The organism is Pseudoalteromonas sp. T1lg21 (assembly GCF_002964625.1).
In the GTDB taxonomy this organism is placed as follows: Bacteria; Pseudomonadota; Gammaproteobacteria; order Enterobacterales; family Alteromonadaceae; genus Pseudoalteromonas; species Pseudoalteromonas gelatinilytica.
The window spans coordinates 722,758-747,760 of record NZ_PQBX01000056.1; the positions used below are offsets into that span (position 1 = coordinate 722,758).

24 protein-coding genes and 2 pseudogenes are annotated in these 25,003 nt (G+C 41.8%); 14 read left to right on the forward strand and 12 right to left on the reverse strand.

Annotated elements, in window-relative coordinates:
- Positions 1-99: 99 nt before the first annotated feature.
- Positions 100-2,529, reverse strand: coding sequence for a zinc-dependent metalloprotease (locus C2M25_RS13525; RefSeq protein WP_105181326.1), 2,430 nt, complete (start codon positions 2,527-2,529; stop codon positions 100-102).
- A gap of 160 nt (positions 2,530-2,689) precedes the next feature.
- On the opposite strand from C2M25_RS13525, the gene C2M25_RS13530 reads away from it, so the two are divergent.
- Positions 2,690-3,658, forward strand: coding sequence for a class 1 fructose-bisphosphatase (locus C2M25_RS13530; protein WP_063702990.1), 969 nt, complete (start codon positions 2,690-2,692; stop codon positions 3,656-3,658).
- Between the two features lie 79 nt (positions 3,659-3,737).
- Here C2M25_RS13530 and C2M25_RS13535 read toward each other — a convergent pair whose 3' ends face one another.
- A complete protein-coding gene (locus C2M25_RS13535) occupies positions 3,738-4,244 on the reverse strand; it encodes an RICIN domain-containing protein (RefSeq protein WP_158679725.1) in 507 nt (168 codons plus the stop codon).
- Positions 4,245-4,385: 141 nt separating this feature from the next.
- On the opposite strand from C2M25_RS13535, the pseudogene C2M25_RS22255 reads away from it, so the two are divergent.
- From C2M25_RS22255 to C2M25_RS13550, 4 genes and pseudogenes are all read left to right on the forward strand, one after another.
- Positions 4,386-4,466: pseudogene (locus C2M25_RS22255) on the forward strand (DUF5522 domain-containing protein); the annotation flags it as partial.
- 24 nt (positions 4,467-4,490) lie between these two features.
- Positions 4,491-4,592, forward strand: a pseudogene (locus C2M25_RS13540) (class 1 fructose-bisphosphatase); the annotation flags it as partial.
- A gap of 190 nt (positions 4,593-4,782) precedes the next feature.
- Entirely contained in the window at positions 4,783-5,436 is a 654-nt protein-coding gene (rluA, locus tag C2M25_RS13545) for a bifunctional tRNA pseudouridine(32) synthase/23S rRNA pseudouridine(746) synthase RluA (RefSeq protein WP_105181328.1), read from the forward strand.
- Between the two features lie 80 nt (positions 5,437-5,516).
- A complete protein-coding gene (locus C2M25_RS13550) occupies positions 5,517-6,440 on the forward strand; it encodes a DUF3530 family protein (RefSeq protein WP_105181329.1) in 924 nt (307 codons plus the stop codon).
- On the opposite strand, the gene djlA is transcribed toward C2M25_RS13550, so the two are convergent.
- Genes djlA through C2M25_RS13565 form a run of 3 tightly spaced genes read right to left on the reverse strand, consistent with a single transcriptional unit; the run spans position 6,423 to position 8,973 of the window.
- Positions 6,423-7,295: a co-chaperone DjlA gene (gene djlA / locus C2M25_RS13555; RefSeq protein ID WP_105181330.1), complete on the reverse strand. Its 873-nt coding sequence runs from the start codon at positions 7,293-7,295 to the stop codon at positions 6,423-6,425. The genes C2M25_RS13550 and djlA overlap by 18 nt on opposite strands.
- 23 nt (positions 7,296-7,318) lie before the next feature.
- Positions 7,319-7,975, reverse strand: a complete 657-nt coding sequence (gene murU, locus C2M25_RS13560) for an N-acetylmuramate alpha-1-phosphate uridylyltransferase MurU (RefSeq protein WP_105181331.1) — start codon at positions 7,973-7,975, stop codon at positions 7,319-7,321.
- Complete coding sequence (locus C2M25_RS13565; RefSeq protein WP_063702980.1) at positions 7,972-8,973, reverse strand: aminoglycoside phosphotransferase family protein; 1,002 nt, start codon at positions 8,971-8,973, stop codon at positions 7,972-7,974. The genes murU and C2M25_RS13565 overlap by 4 nt, the downstream gene beginning before the upstream one ends.
- 103 nt (positions 8,974-9,076) lie before the next feature.
- On the opposite strand from C2M25_RS13565, the gene lptD reads away from it, so the two are divergent.
- From lptD to C2M25_RS13600, 7 genes are all read left to right on the forward strand, one after another.
- The gene (lptD, locus tag C2M25_RS13570) at positions 9,077-11,323 is read left to right on the forward strand and encodes an LPS assembly protein LptD (protein ID WP_105181332.1); all 2,247 of its coding nucleotides are present in this window, start codon (positions 9,077-9,079) and stop codon (positions 11,321-11,323) included.
- A gap of 36 nt (positions 11,324-11,359) precedes the next feature.
- A complete protein-coding gene (gene surA / locus C2M25_RS13575) occupies positions 11,360-12,652 on the forward strand; it encodes a peptidylprolyl isomerase SurA (RefSeq protein ID WP_105181333.1) in 1,293 nt (430 codons plus the stop codon).
- Between the two features lie 5 nt (positions 12,653-12,657).
- Positions 12,658-13,650: a 4-hydroxythreonine-4-phosphate dehydrogenase PdxA gene (gene pdxA / locus C2M25_RS13580; RefSeq protein ID WP_105181334.1), complete on the forward strand. Its 993-nt coding sequence runs from the start codon at positions 12,658-12,660 to the stop codon at positions 13,648-13,650.
- On the forward strand, positions 13,647-14,453 hold the full coding sequence (gene rsmA / locus C2M25_RS13585; protein WP_105181335.1) for a 16S rRNA (adenine(1518)-N(6)/adenine(1519)-N(6))-dimethyltransferase RsmA: 807 nt from the start codon (positions 13,647-13,649) through the stop codon (positions 14,451-14,453). Before pdxA ends, rsmA begins: the two co-directional genes overlap by 4 nt.
- Complete coding sequence (apaG, locus tag C2M25_RS13590; protein ID WP_054550996.1) at positions 14,437-14,826, forward strand: Co2+/Mg2+ efflux protein ApaG; 390 nt, start codon at positions 14,437-14,439, stop codon at positions 14,824-14,826. Before rsmA ends, apaG begins: the two co-directional genes overlap by 17 nt.
- A 6-nt stretch (positions 14,827-14,832) precedes the next feature.
- Entirely contained in the window at positions 14,833-15,648 is an 816-nt protein-coding gene (locus tag C2M25_RS13595; RefSeq protein ID WP_105181336.1) for a symmetrical bis(5'-nucleosyl)-tetraphosphatase, read from the forward strand.
- Between the two features lie 141 nt (positions 15,649-15,789).
- Positions 15,790-17,805 carry a methyl-accepting chemotaxis protein gene (locus C2M25_RS13600; protein WP_105181337.1) on the forward strand — a complete coding sequence of 672 codons (2,016 nt, stop codon included), beginning with the start codon at positions 15,790-15,792 and terminating at the stop codon, positions 17,803-17,805.
- A gap of 280 nt (positions 17,806-18,085) precedes the next feature.
- On the opposite strand, the gene C2M25_RS13605 is transcribed toward C2M25_RS13600, so the two are convergent.
- The 5 genes from C2M25_RS13605 to rplU all read right to left on the reverse strand — a co-directional run bounded on the left by C2M25_RS13605 (position 18,086) and on the right by rplU (position 20,996).
- Positions 18,086-18,475 carry a DUF3718 domain-containing protein gene (locus tag C2M25_RS13605; RefSeq protein ID WP_105181363.1) on the reverse strand — a complete coding sequence of 130 codons (390 nt, stop codon included), beginning with the start codon at positions 18,473-18,475 and terminating at the stop codon, positions 18,086-18,088.
- Positions 18,476-18,541: 66 nt separating this feature from the next.
- Entirely contained in the window at positions 18,542-19,021 is a 480-nt protein-coding gene (gene folA / locus C2M25_RS13610) for a type 3 dihydrofolate reductase (RefSeq protein WP_105181338.1), read from the reverse strand.
- Positions 19,022-19,100: 79 nt separating this feature from the next.
- Entirely contained in the window at positions 19,101-20,255 is a 1,155-nt protein-coding gene (gene cgtA, locus C2M25_RS13615; RefSeq protein ID WP_063702966.1) for an Obg family GTPase CgtA, read from the reverse strand.
- 154 nt (positions 20,256-20,409) lie between these two features.
- On the reverse strand, positions 20,410-20,667 hold the full coding sequence (rpmA, locus tag C2M25_RS13620; protein ID WP_036965960.1) for a 50S ribosomal protein L27: 258 nt from the start codon (positions 20,665-20,667) through the stop codon (positions 20,410-20,412).
- A gap of 17 nt (positions 20,668-20,684) precedes the next feature.
- A complete protein-coding gene (gene rplU / locus C2M25_RS13625; protein WP_036965957.1) occupies positions 20,685-20,996 on the reverse strand; it encodes a 50S ribosomal protein L21 in 312 nt (103 codons plus the stop codon).
- Between the two features lie 409 nt (positions 20,997-21,405).
- Here rplU and ispB point away from each other — a divergent pair, with 409 nt between their 5' ends.
- Positions 21,406-22,377: an octaprenyl diphosphate synthase gene (gene ispB, locus C2M25_RS13630; protein ID WP_105181339.1), complete on the forward strand. Its 972-nt coding sequence runs from the start codon at positions 21,406-21,408 to the stop codon at positions 22,375-22,377.
- 89 nt (positions 22,378-22,466) lie between these two features.
- Here ispB and mdh read toward each other — a convergent pair whose 3' ends face one another.
- On the reverse strand, positions 22,467-23,402 hold the full coding sequence (gene mdh / locus C2M25_RS13635) for a malate dehydrogenase (protein ID WP_105181340.1): 936 nt from the start codon (positions 23,400-23,402) through the stop codon (positions 22,467-22,469).
- Positions 23,403-23,627: 225 nt separating this feature from the next.
- On the opposite strand from mdh, the gene argR reads away from it, so the two are divergent.
- On the forward strand, positions 23,628-24,095 hold the full coding sequence (argR, locus tag C2M25_RS13645; RefSeq protein WP_063702957.1) for a transcriptional regulator ArgR: 468 nt from the start codon (positions 23,628-23,630) through the stop codon (positions 24,093-24,095).
- Here the strand turns inward: argR and C2M25_RS13650 are convergent.
- Positions 24,092-24,991, reverse strand: coding sequence for a Dyp-type peroxidase (locus tag C2M25_RS13650; RefSeq protein ID WP_105181341.1), 900 nt, complete (start codon positions 24,989-24,991; stop codon positions 24,092-24,094). The genes argR and C2M25_RS13650 overlap by 4 nt on opposite strands.
- Positions 24,992-25,003: the final 12 nt, after the last annotated feature.

Consider the following 25,003-nt stretch of genomic DNA (forward strand, 5'->3'; position numbering starts at 1 on the left):
CTCAAAAAGACAAAAAAGGAAGGCCGCTAGATTAGCAAATATCCAATTTTATGCAAGTAAAACGCCTAGCTATGCTAGGCGTCTTAAAAGAAAGGTGGATTAAATTGGTGAGCCTGGTGGCATTGGCAGTACTTTAAAGTTTGCAGGCCATTCACCGCTTTCTAAAAAGTGACTGATTTGCTCGCTTAAATATTGCTTAAATGCACTGTTACCAACGGATGCACTGCCTAGCATTGATTCTTGCTGGTAACTCTTTGCAAGTTTAGCTAAGTAATAACGAAGCTGTGCTTGTACTTCGGGTGCTACCTCATTGCTTGCAACTAGGTCAGCAAATTGTTTTGCTGTTAAAAGTTGCACACGTTGACTAATTTTACCTGCCATCCCAGAAGCAATTTTTTGCTCGAAAACTTGCTGATAAGTTTGTGCTAATAGCGCATCTAAACCATAAAATGCATCGCTTCGTGCTTGCTGCTGCGCTAAACGGTTAATGCGTTGGCTATTAAAAAGTAGGCTCAAGGTATGTGCTGCAGCAACCTCTGGCAGCGCCATCGCATCAAGCGTGAGGCCTGTGCGACCAACAATGCTCTCCCGTGATTTTGATTCACCATACGCTTTTGGTGGAATAAGCGCTAATACCGACTCAGGTAAAACAAGGTTCTCAGCTTTTAGTGTCGCAAGCACTGCATCAACTGCCGCTTGTTGTGTTTGCTTTGTAACAACCTGCGCCCCTTTTGGTTGTGAGCCATCGCGTACTTCGTATTCGTAATTTACACCGGCAATTAATTTAACCGCCGCTTCAACTTGATAGCGATGGAACAAATAAAGCGGCACCAGCATTTCTTCTAATTGTGATAAAGCAGTGCCCGTTTTGATGTTCTCAATACCAAAGCTCGTCAGCGCTTGTTTACGAACATCAAGTACACGCATTAGCTCATCACTCGGTGAACTGCCGTTATCCCATAAATGCCCAGTTGGGTGAGCGCCACCTTGGGCGCGGGCATCACTGTCTGAGATAAACTCCAACCCTTTGCTTTTGTTCTCAGCTAAAATAGCAGCCAATTGCTGTGCTTCATCTTGATTAGTGAAATCACTATAACCATATTTAATAACTTGGGTGTCCCACACACCCATACCAGCAGCATAGCCTCGGCTTACATCTAATTTACCTTGCTCATCAAAGCTCAGTAGTGGGTGTGGATAATCCATTACAGAGGCTCTGTCTGCCACTGACGCTGCAAAGTTATGCGAAATACCTAAAGTATGCCCGACTTCATGAGCGCTTAATTGACGAATACGATCAAGTGCCATGGCTTGTAAACGCTTAGCCACTTCATTGCCTTCAAAATAGGGAGCTGCTAATGCTTCTGCAATTAGGATATCTTGACGTACACGAAGTGAACCCAGTGTCACATGGCCTTTGATAATTTCGCCAGTTCGAGGGTCAATCACGGAGCTACCGTATGACCAACCACGTGTTGCACGGTGCACCCATTGAATTACGTTGTAGCGAATATCCATAGGGTCGGCATCATCAGGGAGCACTTTAACGATAAATGCGTTCTTATAACCTGCTTCATTAAAGGCATCATTCCACCATTTAGCCCCATCAAGTAACGCTGTTTTAACTGGCTCGGGTACGCCCGGATCTAAGTAATAAACAATCGGCTCAACGGGCTCGCTGATTGGCAAGCTCGGATCTTTTTTCGCTAAACGATGACGCGGGATGTAACGCACATACATAGACTCGCCCAGCGCTGCCGCATAATCTTTGTGCTCAATGCTCCAAAAACCTGCTTGAGGGTGGAACTTGCGCGGGGTGTAGTTATCATCAGGTAATTCAATTAATGAGTGATGCATATGTACTGTCAACGCATAAGGGTCTGCGCTCACTTGGCGAACATACTTTCCTGGGTTACTACCTTGAAAAGTAAGCACGGCTTCTAATTCAGTATTTTTTTCAAACGCTTTTGAACGTGCTAAATAAACCGCACTGCGGTTGCTATCTAAATTAAAACTTCCCTGCCCGGTTGCCGATAAACGACGGCTTACACCATGAACATCGCTTAATAAATAAGGGGTGTAATCAACGAGTACCGCAGTGTCTGACTGAGCGACAACACTAAAACCCGCTAAAATACTCGATGCGAACGCCTCTTTAATACTTTGTTGTTCTGCAAGATTATTAGTATTAGCGCGGTAATAAGTATTGATAGCTTTTAACATCACCTTATCGCCAAAACGCTCAAACTGTACTAAATGAGTGTCACCTAACTGACCACGATCTAAGCCAATATCATTTGAACCAACACCGTAAGGTAGGCTTTGTTGTAGTAAAAATTGTTGCTCGAGTTTATCCACCTCAAGGTACAATTTGCCGTTTTCTGTGTCGTAGTAAAATGAAAAATAGCCTGAAAAATGAGTCATTTTTTCAGTAAAATCATTTATAGACTTAATTGCTGCGTGTGCTTGAGTTATCATAGTAAGTAGCACAGCTAAGAGCAGATATCGTAGTAATGGTATTTTTTGCATAATCTTATCTTTGTTATTCGCGTTTTAAATACTGTATAGGTATTAAGCAGTATAAAGTACCGCCAAGAAAAATCAGCTATTTAAGACGAAATTCAGCGCTTGCTAAGACATTCTCTCTCACACTAAAAATGTCTGGCTACAACGTTATCAGGAAAATAGAATGCGTAGACTCCCACCGGTATTGTTAGAAGATGGTTGCCCTCGTGAACTGATCTCATTGATCAGAACGGTACTTGCGGCATGTAAAGAAATTTCATTTCGTGTTGGTCAAGGCGCCCTATCTGGCGTATTAGGCTCAACCCTAGACGAAAACATTCAGGGTGAAACACAGAAAAAACTCGACGTTCTAACTAACCAACTTTTAAAAGATATTTTATTAGAATCGGGCTACGTAAAAGCCATTGCCTCTGAAGAAGAGGACTTCACCGTTGCGGGTAATCCAGATGCCAACTACATTGTTGCATTCGACCCACTTGATGGCTCATCAAATACTGATATCAACTCACTCGTTGGTACGATTTTCTCAATTATGGCGGCGCCTGAAGGGGCTGATCCGGCTGATCCTAGTATTTTTATGCAACCGGGTAAAAACCAAGTTGCAGCGGGTTATGTATTATATGGCCCATCTACCGTGCTGGCGTTAACAACCGGCAAAGGCACACGCTTTTTCACCTTAGATAAAACGCACGGTACCTTCTTATTAACGCAAGATTTTGCAAGCGTACCTGAAGAAACTAGCGAATTTGCAATCAATGCTTCAAACCAACGTCATTGGCAACCAGCGATGCAAAATTACATCAATGACCTAATTGCTGGTGACACAGGCCCACGTGGTCGTAACTTTAACATGCGCTGGATTGCTGCAATGGTCGGTGATGTGCACCGTGTATTATGTCGTGGTGGTATTTTTACTTACCCAACCGACACGAAAGATCCAAATAAACCGAACAAATTACGTTTACTATACGAAGCAAACCCAATGGCAATGTTAATTGAACAGGCTGGCGGTATTGCCTCAACAGGCACTGAGCGCATCATGGACATTCAACCCGATGCAATTCACCAACGTGTTGCGGTGATCTTAGGCTCGAAGAACGAAGTGGAAACGTGCTTAAGCTATCATAAGTAGTAAGAAAAGGATTATTTGAGCAGGAAACCTCAGACTTATGAAGTTTCCTGCTGATCATATACCAATAGGCAATAATCAATTAAAAGTCGGTAATTATATAACCACCGTCAGTAATTAACCATTTTTGATTAAGTTTACCATGGCACTTCCAAGCATATAACTTTCCATTGTCACCTAAATCTAAACAATTTCCTTCTTCTGATTTAATCAAGTAGGTAGAACTTGCATCATTTTTAATTAACCTCCATTTCTGGTTACTTTTCGTATGGCATTTCCCCCAAACTCCAACATACTTGCTACCATAGAGATCATCTAAGCAGCCACCCTCTCCATTTTCAATCCTATAACTACCATCAAACCACTCAGTAAAAAACCACTCCTGACTTGGCTTGTCTATGATGCAATTTCTTATGCCTAAATCATCATTCCTATTAGCACCGATATAATCAAGACAAGAAACTGCCTGACTGTAATCTATGGGGCCTGTGTCTTCAAAACCTGCCATAGGCCTTAATTCTAATCCCATAGAATTGTATGAAGAAAAAACTAATGAGATACAAAATAGGGACTTTAAATTTATTTTCATATTAAATTTCCTTTTTAAAATAGAATGCTCAATATACATACACCAAATATTTTAGTCAAAATATAGGTACAAATATAATTAATTTCCTATTCAATATATTTGCTATGCTTACCTTTCAATCTCAAAGCATCTTTTTACTAAATGAAAACCATTACTTGCTCATTATGCAAAGCAACCATTCACTGCCAAGCCGATAAAATTAATGCCTGCTGGTGTAACGAGCTGCCCAACATTTTACTACTTGATGAGCGCATCATGGACATTCAACCCGATGCAATTCACCAACGTGTTGCGGTGATCTTAGGCTCGAAGAACGAAGTGGAAACGTGCTTAAGCTATCATAAGTAGTAAAGATTAAGATTTTTATACGTCTGCAAAAAACGCGATGTGCTTTCACATCGCGTTTTTTACGCTAACTACAACAAGCCGAAATAAAGAGAGTCCGACTCGTTAGCATATACTCGAAAACCTGCACTGGCATTGTGTATGCGCTCATACTCCTTTAAAATAGCGCCCTTGCATATCATCGAGGCTGGCTGTGTTACTCAATTATAATCCCCCAATGACACCTTATTTAAGTATTGTTTATCAAGACGATGACCTACTTATTGTGAATAAACCAAGTGGTTTACTTACTGTGCCGGGAAAAGATCCGAAACACGCCGATTGTCTTATTTCACGCGTTAATCGTGTATTTCCAACTGCGAAAATTGTTCATCGCTTAGATATGGCAACCTCTGGCATTATTTGCTTAGCCATGCACAAAGAAGCGCATCGTAATTTAAGCATTCAATTTCAAGATAGAAAAACCGCGAAACGCTACATTGCTCGTGTATTTGGTAAGCTTGAGCAACAAACAGGATCGGTAGATTTGCCACTTATTTGTGATTGGCCGAACCGCCCAAAGCAAATGGTTGATCACGACAATGGCAAACCGTCATTAACCCACTTTAAAGTGCTTGAGCGTGAACAGGATGCAACTCGTGTCGAGCTGACCCCTATTACTGGGCGTTCTCACCAACTACGTGTGCACATGCTGTCATTAGGTCACCCTATTTTAGGCGATAAGTTGTATGCGCATCCCGAGGCATTTGCCATGGCTCCTCGCTTACAACTGCATGCCGAAATGCTAACTTTAGCTCACCCAGTCAGCGGCGAAACACTGATTTTTGAAGCTGCTCCTGAGTTTTAAGACAATTCGCTAAATATTTAATAAAGACTGCCGATAGTTAATTAATCACTGATTTAATTAAAGACTCAGGTAATATCGGCATGAATTTAAAACCCGCACATCGCTTAGCTTACGCAGCCTGTTTTGCGTTGATGGGCAATGTGAATGCTGCCGATTTTATTAAACCGACCCCTTGGTCAAGCTTGGTCACTAACGATATTCAACGCTTTTTACCAAGTGATGAAGTACGTACTCTGCTTGCCGGTGAAGATGAGTTCATTAGCTTATATCGTCAATCGATGGCAGCAAGCCAACGCGGGATTGTGCTCATTATTCCTGATTGGCAGCACCTACCCACTAATAATGCCGGTATTAACTTTTTGCGTAAGCAGTTAAACGAAATTGGCTATGCAACACTTGCCATGACCATGCCTGACATTGATTGGCACCCTGCTGATATGGCAACGCCTAAGCCATCAGAAAGCTCTAAAACTGAATCTACGACACAAAGTGATGAACAAGCAGCTCCTGCTCCACTAGCCGAAACACAACAAGCGCCTCACTTTGTTACAGGTGAACCTAATATTAGTGAAGCCGTGCTTGATGATTATAAATTAAAGCTAATTGCCAGATTCAATGCCTTGTATAACAGTGCCATGGATGAAGGTGGCAATATTATTGTCGTGGCGCAAGGTGCCAGTGCGGGGCTATTGATTGAGCATTATGCTAGCTTTCCAAATAACGAATTAAACGCTTTTATTAGCCTAGGTAGTTATTTACCTAACAGTGTTCGTAACCAGCATCTCAATGCCACGCTTTCGACTATCAGCCCACCGCTACTGGATATTTTTTATAGTGAGGGTAACCCTGACACGCTGCAAAGTGTAAAAGACAGAAAACGCTGGGTAAGAAAACACGCTAAATATGACTACCGACAAAGAGAGTTATTTGGTGTTCCTTCAGAGCCTGAGCAGCATCAGCGGCTGCTCAAAGAAGTAGACGGCTTTTTACGCCGCCTTTTTTAAATACTCGTAAGCCGCTTGAATATCTTGGCTTTTCTTTACCGCAACTTCCATCATATGTTTTGGTAGACCTTGTGATACCAGCTTATCGGGGTGATGTTGAGCCATGAGTTTTCGATAAGCTACTTTAATATCTCGTGCCGATGCATCACTGTTTAAGCCTAAAAGGGCTAATGCTTGGGCGCGATTCATCGCATTATTAGGTGGCACACGATGACCACGTTCTTCACTATGGGTGCTGCGATTTTGCTGGCTTTGTTGACGCTGCTGTTCATAAAAACGTTGCTGTTGCTGGCGAAATGCAAATTCGGCTTGGTAACGTTTTAATAAAATTGCAAACTGCGTACGCGAAATACCTAACTGCTTGCTCACCTCTTGCAAAAGCTGCTTTTCTTGCTCTGCAAGGTGACCATCAGAAAAGGCCATTTGAATTTGTATTTCAAGGAATAGTTGCAATAAATCATGACGTCGAGCAAAGCGCTCTTTAAAGTCATGAACCGTTTCTTTTAGTGAAAAGTCAGCTTCTTTACCACTACGAAAGGCATCTTGTGCTTCGCGACGCTCATCGCCTGAGAGCCCCATTTCGTCCATAAAGACACTGGCAGCACGAATATGCGTTTCACTAACACGGCCATTTGATTTGGCAATATGCCCCATCACTGCAAAACAGCTCGAAAAGAAAAGTGCTTGGCGTTCGTTAATATCATCGCCTTTAAACAAACCAGAGAAACCACCGGCTTTATCAAAATCTTGTTTTAAGCTGCGATCGAACATATGGCCTAGGTAAAGACCCAGTAAGGCTCCTATAAATTTGCCAAACATAAAGCCAAAACAAAAACCGAGTACTTTTCCCCACATAATTTGGCAAACCTCTGTTGTTATTACACAGCGAAACGCTGATTGATTTCGTCGAGTCTGGCTGGTGTGCCAATGTCATCCCACTGACCTAAATAAAGTTCAGTCGAAACCTGATGCTCACTGAGCTTTTCTCGCAAAATAGGCCCAAGTGGACGAATACCAGTGCTGAGACCTTTAAAGAAATCAGCATGATAACGACTTATACCGGAAAAAGTATACTTTTGACTATCAGGGCTTAGATGACTCAGCGCAAAATCACCATCAGGATTATGCGCAGGATTTTCAACAAGGACAATATGCGCCTCACCGACTTGCAGGTGCAACTGCATTAACGAAGTCACATCGTAATCAGTAAACACATCACCATTGATAACAATAAATTGCTCACCCAATAACGGCAATGCTTGAATGATACCACCAGCGGTTTCAAGCCCCCCAGCCTGCTCTTGGCTGTAAGTGATCGATACACCAAACTGCGAACCATCACCGAAATACTCTGTTATTTTGTCGCCCTGCCAGGCAAGGTTAATAACAATATCGGTAACCCCGGCTTGACGTAAGTTATTAATATGATGCTCTAATAGTGGCTTGCCGTTAATCTTTAGCATCGGCTTTGGTTGCGTTTCGGTTAGCGGCATCATGCGTTTACCACGCCCTGCCGCTAGGATCATTGCTTTCATTTCGACTCTTTCGTTAAACGCTGCTTGGTCTGTGGAATAATTGTCTGCTCTATCCACTGACCAAGGGCTGTTAACTCTGGGTATTCTTTACTGACATTACTGATGTACGTAAGGGTTGGCAGCACATTATTCAAATAGCCAGACTTACCGTCACGTAATTTTAAGCGGCAAAATATGCCCGCAGCTTTTAAGTGACGCTGCACGCCGGTTAAGTCAAACCAACGTTTAAACATCGCAAATGAGGTGTCTTGCAATAGCTGCTGCTCGCTAAATTCGTCATAAGCGTAATGTAAAAGGTAGTCGAGTTCTTGCTCTGGTAGCTTGAAATAGCAATCTCTTAATAACGAAACAAGGTCATAACACACCGGCCCTTGTACGGCATCTTGATAATCGATGATTGCCCATTGCTGCCCTGTGCGCATAATATTGCGGCTATGGAAGTCTCGGTGCACCGTAACAATTGGTTGCTCAAGCGCATTATTAATTAATAACTCACAGGCTTGTTGCCACATTTGCTGCTCATCAGCAGAGAGTTGCTCACCAATAAAGTTATCGACTAACCAATCTCTAAAAATGCTTAGCTCAAACTGTAAAAAATCGCCATCAAATACTTTCATATATTGGGCAGGCGGGATTTGCGCCCACTGTGCACTTAACTTTATTAGATGTTTGTAGTGTAAAGTGCGGTCTTCGTCGCCCAGTAAATCAGCCAAATGAGTATTGCCTAAATCACTCAGCAAGAAGAAGCCTTGCTTTTCATCTGCCTGAAGAATTTTTGGTAATTTAAACCCATGCTGAGAAAATACTTTGTTAAGTTCTATATAAGGTGTGTTATCTAGTTTGTCTGGATCTGAGTCCATGACAATATAGCTTTGATCACCTGTATTTACACGGAAATAACGGCGAAAACTCGCATCCCCAGTGATGGCGGCTAATTGATATTCATCCTCTTTAAAGTGAGGATTTAAAAACTGCTGTAAACTTTTATAACGATTCATTTAGTAAGATATCTATTTTTCACTAAGTCAATTACTGTATTTGCCATTGTTTTCCTTTATTATGTCTAGCTTATATCCAACCAAAGAGCATTAAGGTCATTAAATGAGCAAAACCTGGGGCATAATGATGCTAAGCGTACTTAGCGCACCATCGTTCGCCGAAACTGAACTGACACACAATTTTTGTGGCACTTCAATGCAAACCAGAGCTTGGCAACCGCTCCCTGGCCTTGAACTTAATATGATCGATATCAAATCCGATGATATTGAACTATTGGGTACCCAAAGCGCAGAATTTACCGGTAATGTAGATATTAACACCCTAACGATGAATTTGTCCGCACAAAGTGCACTGATTGACAAACAACGTGGGTTACTTAATGCAACCGGCCCTATCGTTTATCGCGATAAAGTAAGCCAAATTAATAGCTCTGGGCTCAATGCGGATTTAAATAATTCTGAATTAAGCTTGCTTGGTGCTGATTATAAGCTCACCGACCAACTAGGTCATGGTGGCGCAGAAAAACTAACAGTCAACGAGTCTGGCCTAAACCTGATGAACGCAAGCTTTACTACCTGCCCCGGCGAAACACCGGTGTGGGCAATCGAAGCTGACGAAATTGACTTATCAAGTGAAGATGGCTGGGGCGAAACCCACAATACCGTATTACGAGTATTTGATACGCCCGTGCTTTATATTCCCTATTTTACGTTTCCGTTAGATGACCGCCGTAAATCAGGTTTATTAACACCTAATTTCTCAAGTTCTGGTCGCTACGGTATTGAAACTATCACTCCGTATTATTGGAATATTGCACCTAATTACGACGCCACCATTACGCCTCGCTATATGTCGAAGCGCGGCTTACAAATGATTGGTGAGTTTCGTTATTTAACTGAGCAAAACAACGGTCTCATTGCCGTTGAATACTTAGATAAAGATGATGAAGAGCCAAATGTTGACTCGCGTTATCTATTCCATTGGCAGCAGCAAAGCTACTTTGGTGAGAACTGGCGCGGTAATATCGATATTACTAACGTTAGTGATGATAACTACTTAACCGATTTAAATTCTGGTTATGCGACCCGTACAGACACTCAGTTATACCGCACAGGTTCACTCTCCCACTTAGGTGACACTTGGCGTACTAATATCAAGTTGCAAAGTTTTGAAGTGCTTGGTGATCACCGCGAATCATACGCGGCGCTGCCACAAATTAGCTTTTCGCAAACTGATGCCTATAACTTTTATGGCGTTGATTTAACCTTAGATGGTGAGCTTAGCTACTTCACGAATGATGATGCCGTCATTGATGAAGCAAGCCGTGTTCACATAGAACCGAAAGCAAGTTTTGGTTATCAAGAATATGCCTGGTCGTTTTTATCTGAATTCAGTTTACTGCATACAGAATATAATCAGCATGGTGATTTAACAGGTACCGACTACGACGAAAAAGTCACCCGTACCCTGCCAAAAGTGCGATTATACAGCCAATTAAATTTTGAGCGTGAAACTGCGTTTTTCTTTAAAGATGGTATTCAAACACTTGAACCACAAATTCAGTACTTGTACACCCCTAATAAAGACCAATCAAACATTGGCCTTTACGATACAACAAAATTACAAGACGACTTTTTTGGTTTATTTAGAGACCGTCGATTCTCAAGCATCGACCGCATTGCCACTGCGAACCAATTTACGTTAGGTGCGACAACTCGCCTGTTTAGCAGTGAAAACGAAGAAGTATTTAATTTCAGCGCTGGCCAAATATTCTATTTAAGTGATGATGCTAAACCTACATCACAAGGTATTAATGTTGATACTAACTACAATGCCTTGTTCGCAGCGCAAACCATGTTACATTGGCACCGTCGCTGGTATTTATCAGGTGGTATTCAATACGACACTGATGGTAAAGAAATTATTCAATCAAATATCACCTTAGATTATAAAGGTGACGATAAACAGCTCGTGCAATTGAACCATCGCTATGCAAATGATGTCTCAGGCAATACAATCGAGCAAGTTGGTCTATTTACTAGCATTCCGCTATCGCAAGATTGGCAGTTTGTTGGCAGCTATCACCGCGATTTAGAAAGTGGTCGTAGTATTGAGGTTTTCAGCGGTCTTCAGTATGAATCGTGCTGTTGGGCGTTTCAAATCACAGGCCGTCGTCAAATCGAAACAGATTTGAACCAGGCGATTGGTCAAGAGCAAGCAACCTTTGATACCAGTATTGGCTTCAATATCGTATTAAAAGGGCTTGGAAGTAAAAGCCGTTATGATGCACAAAAATTATTACAACAAGGTATTTTTGGCTATCGTAGACCGTATTTTCTTAATAACTAGTACCGCAGTACTATTAGCAAGAGTATTAGAAAAAGTATGAATTTAAAAAAATTATTTGCATCTGCATTATTAACAGTTGGCCTTTGCCAAAGCGTTTTCGCAAAACCTGTCGAAATCGACAAAGTCGTTGGTGTAGTTAACCAAGGTGTTATTTTACAAAGTGAAGTAGATACCATAATCAACCGAGTAAAAACTCAAGCTGCAGAGCAAGGTCAAGAATTACCTTCTGATGACACGCTTCGTATTCAAGCGATTGAACGTTTAGTTAGTCAAGAATTAATGATGCAACTTGCATCAAGAATGGGCCTAGAAATTTCAGACTCTCAGTTAGACCAAACGCTAGAAAACATGGCGCGCGAGCAAGGCGGTACAATTGCTGATTTACGTCGTACAATTGAAGCTGCTGGAGACAGTTATCCTGCCTACCGTGAGGAAATCCGTAAAGAAATTACCACGCAGCAAGTTACTCGTATGAATGTCGATCGCCGTATATATATTAGTGAACAAGAGATTGATAACCTTTTAAAAATTATGGAAACACAAGGCAAGAATGCTGAAGAATATGATATTGGCCACATCTTAATTGATATTCCAGGAGATGCGACAGCTGAAGAGATCGCTAGTGCCAAAACTCGCGCGGATAAAGTTATCGAATTTTTAAAAGAAGGCAAAGAGTTTAAACGCATTGCTATTTCATCTTCTAGCGGTTCAAAAGCACTTGAAGGTGGTCAGCTTGGTTGGATGAGCATAAACGAAATGCCATCACTATTCGCTGAGGCAGTTAAAGGCCATAAAAAAGATGATATCGTTGGCCCGCTTCGCTCAGGCGCTGGTTTCCATATCATTAAAGTTCAGGATATTCGTGGTCGTCAAGTAGTTGAAACAACAGAGGTTCGCTCTCGTCATATCCTAATAAAACCATCAATTATTTTAAGCGAAGAAAAAGCCCGTGACATGCTTAAAGGCTTTGCAAAAGACCTTCGTGAAGGTAAGGCTGACTTTGCTGAGCTTGCTAAAGAGTACTCTGAAGATCCAGGATCTGCATTAAAAGGCGGTGAGTACGATTGGACAGACCCAAGTACTTATGTACCAGAGTTCAAAAATACTCTGCTTTCGCTAGAAAAAAATGAAATCAGTGAGCCGTTCAGAACACAGTTTGGTTGGCACATTGTACAGCTACTTGATAAGCGTGTAGCAGATAAAACAGAGCAAGCTAAGCGTAACCGCGCTCACCAACTCCTGTTTAATCGTAAATTTAAAGAAGAAAGTTTCAACTGGCAGCAAGAAATGCGTGAGCAAGCACACGTTGATATTTTCCCAACAGAATAAAAATTATGACCATTAGAATTGCAATTACCCCAGGAGAGCCAGCCGGTATTGGCCCTGATTTACTTATCAAGTTAGCGCAGCACCAGTGGGATGCCCAACTGGTGGTGATTGCTGATGGTGCGCTGTTAAAACAGCGTGCCAAGTTGCTTGGCTTAGACATTAACTTAATTGACTTCGATGATAGCCAAGCGCCTAGTATTGCGCCTGCTGGCAGTGTTTACTTACACCAAGTAGATTTAGGCACAAACGTTGAAGTAGGTGTACTAAATGACACCAATGGTCAATATGTACTAGATACACTGCGTATCGCCAGTGAAAAAAATATGGACGGTACCTTTGCCGCAGTTGTTACAGGCCCAGTACATAAAGGAATTATCAACAAAGCAGGTATCTCATTCAGCGGTCACACTGAGTATTTTGCACAGCAATCGAATACTGCTGATGTCGTGATGTTGTTAGCAACCGAAGGCTTGCGCGTAGCACTTGTCACGACGCACATACCGCTTGCTTACGTATCGCGCGCAATCACCGTTGAGCGTTTAAGTAAAGTTGCCACTATTTTAAACCATGACTTGCAAACTAAGTTTGGTATTGAAAAACCACGTATCCTCGTCTGTGGCCTCAATCCACATGCTGGCGAAGATGGTCATTTAGGCACTGAAGAAATTGATACCATAGCGCCAACGTTAGAGCTGTTAAATAACCAAGGCATGAACTTAATTGGACCATTGCCTGCTGATACCCTTTTTCAAGATAAATACCTTTCGCAAGCAGATGCAGTGCTAGCAATGTATCACGATCAGGGATTACCTGTGCTAAAATACAAAGGTTTCGGCAATTCGGTCAACATCACCCTTGGCCTGCCATTTATTCGCACCTCAGTAGACCATGGTACGGCGCTCGATTTAGCCGGCACGGGTACTGCTGATGTAGGTAGTTTTGAATTAGCGATCCGCGAAGCAATTAAGCTCGCCCATGAAAAAGCACAGAATCAATGACAGATAAAGTACATTTAGGACACCGCGCACGTAAGCGTTTTGGTCAAAACTTTTTAAACGATGACATGATCATCGACAAAATCGTCACGGCTATCGATCCTAAACCTGAAGACAATTTAGTAGAAATCGGCCCGGGTCTTGGTGCAATCACTGAGCCAGTCGCTGATTTAAGTGGCCACCTAACTGTTGTTGAGCTAGATAAAGACTTAGCAGAACGTTTAACAAGCCACCCATTCTTAGGGCCAAAATTAACGGTGCATCAAGGCGATGCAATGAAGTTTGATTTTAGCACTCTGATCAAGTCTGGCGAAAAATTAAAGATTTTTGGTAACTTACCTTATAACGTATCGACCCCACTGCTATTCCATTTATTTGAGTTCGCAGATAACGTTGAGCATATGCACTTTATGCTACAAAAAGAAGTGGTCAAGCGTATGGTAGCAGGCCCGGGTAGTAAAGCGTTTGGCCGTTTAAGTGTAATGACACAATATTACTGCCACGCAATGCCAGTAATTGATGTGCCACCAGAGTGTTTTAAGCCAGCTCCTAAAGTTGATTCAGCGGTTATTCGCTTGATCCCGAAAAAGCCAGAGCAACGCACAGCTAAAAGCACTAAACTATTAAATACGGTATGTTTAGAAGCATTTAATCAACGCCGTAAGACACTGCGTAACAGCTTAGCTAACTTGCTTACAGCTGAAGAGCTAACAGGTATCGGTATTGATATCACTCTTCGTGCAGAAAGCCTGTCTTTACAACAATTTATTGATATAGCTAATTGGATTTATGACAACAAGCAGTAATTTAGGTTCTCCAATTAAGGTGTCGGTTGAGACCTTCTATGTAGAAGGTCAATCAGAGCCTGAACAAGATAAATACGTTTTTGCTTACTCAATCACCATAAAAAACCACAGTTTATGTAGTGCTAAGCTTTTGAGTCGTTACTGGTTAATTACCGATGCCAACGGCAAAGAAGTGGAAGTACAAGGTGAAGGCGTTGTTGGTGAAACACCGACCATTGCCCCTGGTGAAAGTTACAAATACACCAGCGGTGCGGTACTTGATACCCCTGTAGGGACTATGCAAGGCCACTACACCATGCGCAACGAGTTTGGTACTGAATTTGAAGCACCAATCGAGGTGTTTCGTTTAGCCCGTCCAAACATTTTGCACTAGGTAACAATGGCTGACTACGCAATTGGTGACTTACAGGGCTGTTATAGTGAATTTGATACGCTCTTAAAACGTATCGATTTTAACCCAAGCCAAGATCATCTTTACTTAGTCGGCGATATTGTCGCTCGAGGCCCTGATTCACTCGCCTGCCTCGAGCACCTATATACAATGCAAGGCAGTGTCAGTATTACCCTTGGTAATCATGATTTACACCTTATTGCTTGTCATTATCTAAATAAACCAGCAAACCCAAAAGATAAACTTGCTGATGTTTTTAATAGCCCAAAACGCGCTGAATATATTCACTTTTTGCAACAACAGCCATTAGCTATTTGGCTTGAACGCTATGACATGCTCATTAGCCATGCTGGCTTAAACCCTAATTGGTCGATAAAAAAAGCACTAAAGCGTGCTCGCTTTGCAGAGCGTTGCTATCAAGGTGCTGATGCAAGTCATTACTTTGCCAATATGTATGACCCCCATCCATTAGAATGGCAATCAACATTACCTAACGAGGCTAAATTTCGTTATATCGTTAATTACTTCACGCGCATGCGCTTTGTTAATTTGCTTGGTGAACTCGATTTCAGTAACAAAACCAGCATTAGTGAAGATAGCTCAATAATCCCTTGGTTCGAGCATCCGAACATTAGTAAGCTCAAACAACAAATCACATTTGGTCATTGGGCTGCTTTAGAAGGTAAAGTTAAAGCTAAAAATATTCACGCTCTCGACACCGGCTGTGTATGGGGAGGTGCTATGACACTCATGGAACTCAGCCAAAAAGGCTGTTTTGTCGAAAAATCCCACTCTTTTATCTAAATAAACTGAAAAATAGCTGAACATCTGTTAGATTTATAACAATTAAAGTTAATTTAATTTAAAGCTAATTAAATTTAAATACTTAACTAATTGGCAACCTTGCCGATAAGTGTTGATTAGTACTATTTTCTGGAATTACATATGAACTTAACCGTTAGACAGCGTATTTGGGGTGGCTTTATTGTTATTACGTTACTCCTGCTATTTATTGGTGGTAACTCGTTGATCAGAATTACCAACATTGATCAATCAACGCAGCGAGTTAATCAGCTGTCATTACCGGCTCTCGATAAAAGTTATGAGTTGCAGGTTGAATTCATTTTGATGAGTAAATCGGCACAAGCCAGCTTTTACACCACATCACAAGATGAGTTAGCGGCTCTTCGCAAGAATTTTACTGAACAGAAAAAGCGTTACGATAGCTCTTATCAAGAGCTACAGCAGATAGTGAGTAACGATCCTAAACTGAAACAAAGCAGCCAAGAAGTTGAACAAACTTATAAACGTTTTGCTAAATCTGTTGATAACCTTTTCGCAGATAAACAAACTCAGCTAGAACTGAATAAAACGCTACGCACGCAGCTTGAAAGTATCGAGATCAGCGCTGAAGATGCTAACTCAGTTGTGCTAGATATCATTGATATTGATGGCCTTGAAGAAAACCACTCACGTGCTTATCAAGCTGCTAACAACATGGAAAACAACTTCCAGTCAGTCGTCACTAATAGTACCGATATGTTAACGGTTAAAACCCTTAACACGTTAGATATTGTTAAAAACGAGCAAGTTTACTACTTGGAAGAAGTTGAACGAAGCCTTGGCCTTATCCGCCCAGCTATCATTGATAATAATGCTGACTTATATAATGACCTAAATGGTTATTTTGAAAGCCTTGCCAATAACGTGCGCGGCAACAACAGTTTATCTGCAAATAAAAAACGCCTAATTGATGCAATTGCACAAACTGAATCTGAACTAGCCAATGCAGAAAAATCAACGACCGAAGCCCTAAAACAACTTAAAGAGCTTGTTGATCAAGCAACTGTCCTTGCCTTTGACTTACAGCAAGATGTAAGCGGCAATGTATCAACGGCGACTATTTGGACTTGGATTGCCATGGTTATCGCGACTTTAATTGCTATTGCAGTGGCGGCGATTACTGTAAACCGTATTACTAAACCTCTGTCTGAAGTAAACCGTATTCTTGATATTGTTGCTAGCGGTGACATGACTCAACGCCTAGATGATTCAGCTAAAGATGAGTTTGGTGAGTTATCACGAAGCTGTAATACACTCATCGAAAGTTTGCGTACGCTTATTCAAGGTATTATTTCTCGCTCTACACAGCTTGCTGCGGCTTCTGAGGAAACTTCTGCAATCACTGAAGAGTCAAGCCAGGCGATTCGTAATCAACAAGCACAAGTTGAACAAGCTGCAACTGCAACCACTGAAATGAGCAGTACATCACAAGCGGTAAGCAGCAGTGCTCAACAAGCGCTGAGTGAAATTAAAAACGCGGATAAAGAAGCAGACCGTGTTAAAGGTATTTCTTCACAAAATAAAGCAACCATTGAACAACTTGCCCGTGAAGTTGATGATGCATCACAAGTTATCAATCAACTACATAAAGACAGCGCATCAATTGGCGGTATCTTAGATGTTATTCGTGGCATTGCAGAGCAAACTAACCTACTTGCGCTTAATGCTGCAATTGAAGCTGCACGTGCTGGCGAACAAGGTCGAGGCTTCGCTGTTGTAGCTGACGAGGTTCGCTCTTTAGCAAGCAAGACTCAAGAGTCGACCCAAGAGATCCAAGCTATGATTGAATCACTTCAGGTTGGCGCTGAGGCTGCTGTATCGGCGATGTCGAAAGGTAAGCAACAAGCTGAGTCGTGTGTTGAGCAATCAGACCTTGCCAATACAGCCCTTGATTCAATCACTGCAGCCGTTGCACAAGCTCATAATGTAAGTGAAGAGATCTCAACAGCCGCTCACGAACAGCAACAAGTATCACAAGAAATTAGCGAACGCTTAGAGTCGATTGTGGCAATTGCAGAGCAAACAGCTGAGGGCGCAAACCAAACCAATATTTCAAGTTCAGAAGTTGATAAGTTAGCAGAAGAACTACGTTTATCGGTCGATGCGTTTAAAGTTTAAGAAGCTGTAAACGAGTTACGAGTTACGAGTTACGAGATAACAAAGATAGAAGCCGTGTTTGTGAAAACAAACACGGCTTTTTTGTATGTATTCATATCAATTCGCCTATCTTGTGAGCTGACTACACTTAATATTAGCCTGCCTCCCCTCCCAAATAGGCGCATTTTTTAATAGCAAATAATTACGTATTACAGCGAGTAGGAATTAATTTAGCGAAGCGTTTTTCAGGCATAAAAAAACCGCAACGAGTGCGGTTTCTTAAATTCTATTGGCTTTTAAATTAAAGACCTGCGCGGTCTTTAATAACAGCGATTAGTGGTGAACCACCGTGGCCGTTTGCTTCAGCCCATGCGATGTCTGCACCGTCTTCTAAAGAACTTTTAGATAGGTTCTTAACGATGTATTCACCTGTATCTGCTGCGCCGCTTTCGATTGCATGACGAAGCATGTTATTACCATTACACTGTACAGCATCAAAGATGTTACGGATTTTAACACGTGAGCTCTTAAGCTTATCACGTAAACGGTTTTTATCATCTGCTGCAATATACTCACAGATTGAAACCGCTAATTGATCATCAGCTTTTGCTGGTGCTGTATACGCAACTGAAGCTGAACAACAGCCGCTGCAAGTAACATATTTGGTAACTTCATCATATTTTGCCCTTATGTAATACTTTCTTCTTACCAAGATTGTGTAATATTGTACCAACTAATTAATTTTACCGCAATAATGTTACGAATTTTTGTACAGGGTTACAAACGTATACGAGTAAGGGTTTTTGTTATCAGGCTGATGCTGTTCTTGCTCGACAACTGTCCAATTAGCAACACTTTCGTAATCTGGGAACTGCGTATCACCGCTTACTTCAAGATCGATGAATGTTAAGTATAGTCGATCTGCCTGAGATAGAAATTGTTCGTAGATATTTCCGCCGCCTATAATCATAACTTCTTCAACATCAGCAACCAATGCCAGCGCAGCCTCTGGTGAAGTAACCACCTCAATCCCTTCAGCTGTGTAATCAGCATTGCGTGTGATAATAATATTTTGACGTCCTGGTAAAGGACGACCAATCGATTCAAACGTCTTACGGCCCATGATCACAGGCTTTGCCATAGTTACTTTTTTAAAGTGCTGTAGATCGGCGGGTAAATGCCATGGCATTTGGTTGTCTTGGCCTATTACTCGGTTATTTGCCATAGCAGCAATCATTGAAATTTCCACACTAAACCTTAATACTTTTTTCTTATTAATAAAAAAGGAGCGCATGGCTCCTTTTCAGTTTAAAATTTTATCGTTGGTAGATAACTTCTACATCGTAGTCATCATCATCCCAGTCGTCATCCCAATCATCATCATCTTGAGATGTTGCTTTCTGATGGTAAGTATCCCACTTAAATTCAACTTCTTCTTTCTCTTCTTCAGCGAATTTCTCTTTCGGCATACTATCAAGCAGCGCCATAATGTCATGACACAATGCTTGGGTATTTTGCTTGTTTGCAGCAGAGATACGGTAAACATTAACCTCTTCACCTAGCTCTTCGGCAATTTCATTACACAGTGCTTCGGCTTCATCTTCTGGCAATAAGTCGATTTTGTTAAATACTAACCAACGCGGCTTTTCAGCAAGTTTAGGGCTGTATTGGTGTAGCTCGTTAATAATCGCAAAGGCATTATCAACTGGGTTAGTACCATCAACTGGCATAATATCAATAATATGCAGTAATACACGACAACGCTCTAAGTGCTTTAAGAAGCGAATACCCAGACCCGCACCTTCTGAAGCGCCTTCAATAAGACCAGGAATATCTGCAATAACAAATGATTTATTCGCATCAGGGCGTACTACACCAAGGTTAGGAATCAGCGTTGTAAATGGGTAATCAGCCACTTTTGGTTTGGCCGCCGAAACACTACGGATAAACGTTGATTTACCAGCATTAGGTAAACCCAGCAAGCCAACATCAGCAAGTAGCATTAACTCAAGGCGTAAGCTGCGAACTTCACCTGGAGTACCCAACGTCTTTTGGCGAGGTGCACGGTTAGTACTTGATTTAAAACGTGCATTTCCCAAGCCATGGAAACCACCTTTTGCAACTACAATTTTTTGACCATGTTTAGTCAGATCACCTAATGACTCTTCTGTATCAACGTCTGTAATACGCGTACCAACAGGTACCTTAAGCGTTAAATCAGCGCCTTTTTTACCTGTCATGTTACGGCTTTGACCATTAGTGCCGCGCTCGGCTTTATGAAAACGCTCAAATTGATAGTCAATCAACGTATTTAAGTTTTCATCGGCTTGTAGATAAACGCTGCCGCCATCGCCGCCGTCGCCGCCATCAGGACCGCCATCTGGTACATATTTTTCACGTCGGAAAGATACGACACCGCTGCCGCCATCACCCGCGTCACAACGAATTTCTACTTCATCTACAAACTTCATGATTACTCACTTTAAGATTGGCTTGTTAATAACTCTATTATATACCTAAGCCCTTCTGATTGCAGGCTTAGCTTAGGTATATATTTATGCGCATTAGTATGCGCCTCAAAACAAAAAACCCCGCAAAGGCGGGGTTTTTCAAATATCGAGATGATTACTCAGCTACGATATTTACGTATTTACGGTTTAAAGGACCTTTCTGTTCGAATTGAACTTTACCATCTGCTTTTGCGAAGATAGTGTGGTCTTTACCGATACCTACGTTTGCACCAGCGTGGAACTTAGTACCACGTTGACGAACAATGATGCTACCCGCTAGAACTGATTCGCCACCAAAACGCTTAACACCTAGGCGTTTGCTTTCTGAATCGCGACCGTTACGAGTACTACCAGCTGCTTTTTTATGTGCCATTTCTCAGTACCTCTAAATTAAGCGCTAATGCCAGTGATTTTAACTTCAGTGAACCATTGACGATGGCCCATTTGCTTACGAGAATGCTTACGACGTCTAAATTTAACGATCTTAACTTTCTCACCGCGACCGTGTGAAACAACCTCAGCTGTTACTTTACCACCGTTTACGAACGGTACACCGATCTCGATTTTCTCACCATCAGCAACTAAAAGTACTGAATCAAATTCAACTGCTGCACCAGTTTCAACGTCTAATTTCTCAAGACGAATTGTTTGACCTTCAGTCACACGGTGCTGTTTACCACCACTTTGGAAAACCGCGTACATAATTAACTCCGTCTGTGCGCCCTCAAATCGACGCAACTAAAATATTCTTCAATAGGGCGCGAAGTTTACGCTAATGTGCAAAAACTAGCAAGCCTCTTTTTCGATAAAATGAATAAAAATAGCTGCATTGAGAGCAATTCAATATTTTCCCCTATTCTATCCTAAAAACACCACATGCCAAGCGGTTTTTACGATCTCATGACAATTAAATTACGCTAATAATACGCACCTTTAAAATTCAAAAAGCTGATCACTTATTAATCAAGGTTATAAATTTATGTCAGCAAAATTGATCTGAAATAAAAAACTTTACAGTGTTTTTTTAATGAATCATCACAAAATATCGAGCAAGCGCTTTTTTTGTTGTACAATCAGCCCCGTATACCCATAAATATTGGCTCGGAGATCAATGGATATAAAAGCTATCCAGACGTTAATCGAAAATGAAATGGATGACGTCAATCAACTTATACACGCCCAAATGCGCTCAGATGTCGCATTGGTTAACCAACTCGGTTTATACATAGTAAACAGCGGTGGTAAGCGCGTTCGACCTATGTTAGCCATTTTAGCGGCAAAAGCACTCGGTTATGAGGGCAAAGACCATATTACGCTTGCTACTATCATCGAATTTATTCATACCGCAACATTACTGCATGACGACGTTGTCGACGAGTCACATTTACGCCGTGGTACACCAACAGCCAATGCTGAATTTGGTAATGCAGCGAGCGTTTTGGTGGGTGACTTTATCTATACACGTTCATTTCAGTTGATGGTTGGCCTAGGTAAAATGCCAATTATGCAAATTCTAGCTGATGCAACGAATGTTATCGCTGAAGGCGAAGTATTACAGCTAATGAACTGTAATGACCCAGACACGACAGAACAAAGCTACATGCAGGTTATTTACAGCAAAACTGCGAAATTGTTCGAAGCTGCAACTGGCCTTGCTGCAATTATTACCGAGCAAAATGAGCAAGCCCTTGAAGCATTAAACTTATACGGTATGCATCTTGGCACGGCATTTCAATTAGTGGATGATGTACTTGATTACAACGCCGATGCTGAGCAACTTGGTAAAAACATTGGCGATGATTTAGCTGAAGGTAAACCTACCCTACCGCTTATCTACGCAATGCAAAAAGGCACCCCAGAGCAAGTGAAGCTAATTAGAGACGCTATTGAGCTTGGCAATGGTATGGATCACTTAGAGAGCATTCTAGCAGCATTAGCTGATACTAAAGCGCTTGAGTTTGCAATGCAAAAAGCTGAGCAAGAAGCTGACAAAGCGATTGCTTGCATTGCTTTCTTACCAGACACACCGTACAAAAAAGCATTAGAGAGTTTGGCACGCATCGCCGTTGCCCGCGATCATTAAACGCTATTTATTCGAGCCATTAAAAAAGCCTGCATATGCAGGCTTTTTTGTTTTCGGCGATTTAAAAAACCGCCTATCATCTGTCGGAATTAACCGTTGATGAAATCAACACCTTCTTGGATGTCTTTGTTAAGAGTAGCTAGCATGTCGTTTTTAGCTTGCTCTTCGAATGCACTTAACTCACCGTAAGAAAGGATTTCTTCAACGCCGTTTTTACCTAAACGAACTGGGTGTGCGAAGTATGCTGCATCACCGTTTTCAACTGCAACGTATGCGTAATCAACAACTTCTTCACCTTGTAAGCCTTTAACTAAAGACATACAGAAGCGTGCTGCTGCAGCACCCATTGAAAGAGTCGCTGAACCGCCACCCGCTTTAGCGTTAACAACTTCAGTACCTGCGTTTTGGATACGTGGAGTTAATGCTGCAACTTCTTCGTCAGTGAAAGTAACACCTTCAACTTGAGAAAGAAGAGGAAGGATTGTAGTACCTGAGTGACCACCGATCACTGGAACTTTAACGTCAGTTGCGCTTAAACCTTTAAGTTCAGCAACAAATGCTTCTGAACGGATCACGTCAAGTGTTGTGATACCGAATACACGGTTAGCATCGTAAGTACCTGCTTTTTTGAATACTTCAGCAACGATTGGCACAGTGCCGTTAACTGGGTTAGTGATGATACCCACTAACGCTTTAGGACAGTTTCTAACGATGCCTTCAGCTAATGTTTTGATGATACCTGCGTTTACGTTGAAAAGGTCCGCACGGTCCATGCCTGGCTTACGTGGCATACCCGCTGGGATAAGAACGATATCACAACCAGCTAATGCTGCGTCTAGGCTGTCAGCACCAAAGCCTTCAACTTTAACGTCTGTTGGGATGTGAGAAAGATCAACCGCTACACCAGGAACAACAGGGGCAACATCGTATAACGATAATTCAGAACCTGCAGGTAAACTTGTTTTTAATAATAAAGACAATGCTTGGCCGATACCGCCAGCTGCGCCTAAAACAGCAACTTTCATTGGAATTCTCCGTAATTTGAGGTAGGAAATATTTGTGGCCCTAAAGATAATGAAATTAGCGACTAAAAACAAATTTATCCTGCTTATTTCGCGTATAATTTCGACCATAGTTGTAAACTTGGCTGTAAAGACACAGCATTTTGGACGACTTTGTAAACTAATACTGCATAAATATGCAGAGTTGTGTAGAATTACCCTACATTTTATGAATAAAGAAACGGCAACATGCAACCACAAGACAAACAAGAAGCACTGATCAAAGCGTTTAAAGCGCTATTAAAAGAAGAAAACTTCGGCTCACAAGGTGAGATTGTCGAAGCATTAAAAGAGCAAGGCTTTGATAATATTAGCCAAAGTAAAGTCTCTCGCATGTTAAGCAAGTTCGGTGCGGTACGTACTCGCAATGCAAAACAAGAAATGGTGTATTGTTTACCAGCTGAAATGGGTGTGCCAACAGCGAAAAGCCCGCTTCGCCAACTTGTTATCGATATTATGCATAACGAAATGATGATCATTATTCGCACCAGTCCAGGCGCAGCACAATTAATTGCTCGGTTACTTGATTCACTCGGGAAGGCGGATGGTGTACTAGGTACGATTGCAGGTGACGACACTATTTTTATCGCCCCTGCGAAGATTTCTGAAATCGATGTCACGCTTGAGCGCGTGCGCACTTTATTCGATACCGTTTAAAGCTGCTTTAAAAAGTTTACTGACGGGGCGAAAAACGCAGATCCCATATCGGCTTGAGTAAAATCGAGCCAATGATCATAGCAATCGCCCTGCCCTAAGCGACTCTTTAATACCTGTTCAAACGCATCCCCTTGCGCAGCACACGAAACCATTAAAATTCCCTGTTTATGCACATCACCAAATGGCATGCTTTGGTTTAGCAATAGTGGCTGGCCATGCTCATCTTTTAATTCACTACGAACCGCATGACTGGTTTCTACAGCAGGCACAATCAAGCTGTTATCTAAACGCGTGCGCCCCATGATTTGCTCTTGCTCAGACAACGATAAATGCTGCCAGACACTCAAATCATGCACAAAGCGCTGAACATGGATATAACTGCCTTGGTCTTCAAAGTGTCCCGGTTTATCGATAAGTGCTGTGCTACGCTTTTGGCGACCATGTGGCGTATCACCCGCATAGATAAAGCCGTTAAAATCACGCCCGTCTAAAAATCGAAAATTACGAACCTGCTCCACCAGCTCAACATCCGGTGTTAATAATTTTAGGATTTGCAGGGCAAATAGATGATTGACATCTTCGCGGTCTGAGCGAATTTGTACAAACAAATCAAATGGCTGGGCACTAATCACATGCTCACTGTGAGTTACATTCGGAAAGCTTTGCAATTGACTAGGAATAAACTCGGGCAAGATATGCGGCCAATACTGAGCACCAAGGGCAACCACGCACGACAGCATGGCTTCTGAGAACTGATCAGCAAACTCATCTTGAATGACGCTGACGCGTTTTAGTTTTTTACGTAATGACTCATCATGGCCATCGTAAACATTAAAAAACAGGTGCAAACCATGTAAGTTTGCTTCAGCACAAATCCCAGATTGCGCTTGCGCCATAGTGAATCCTTA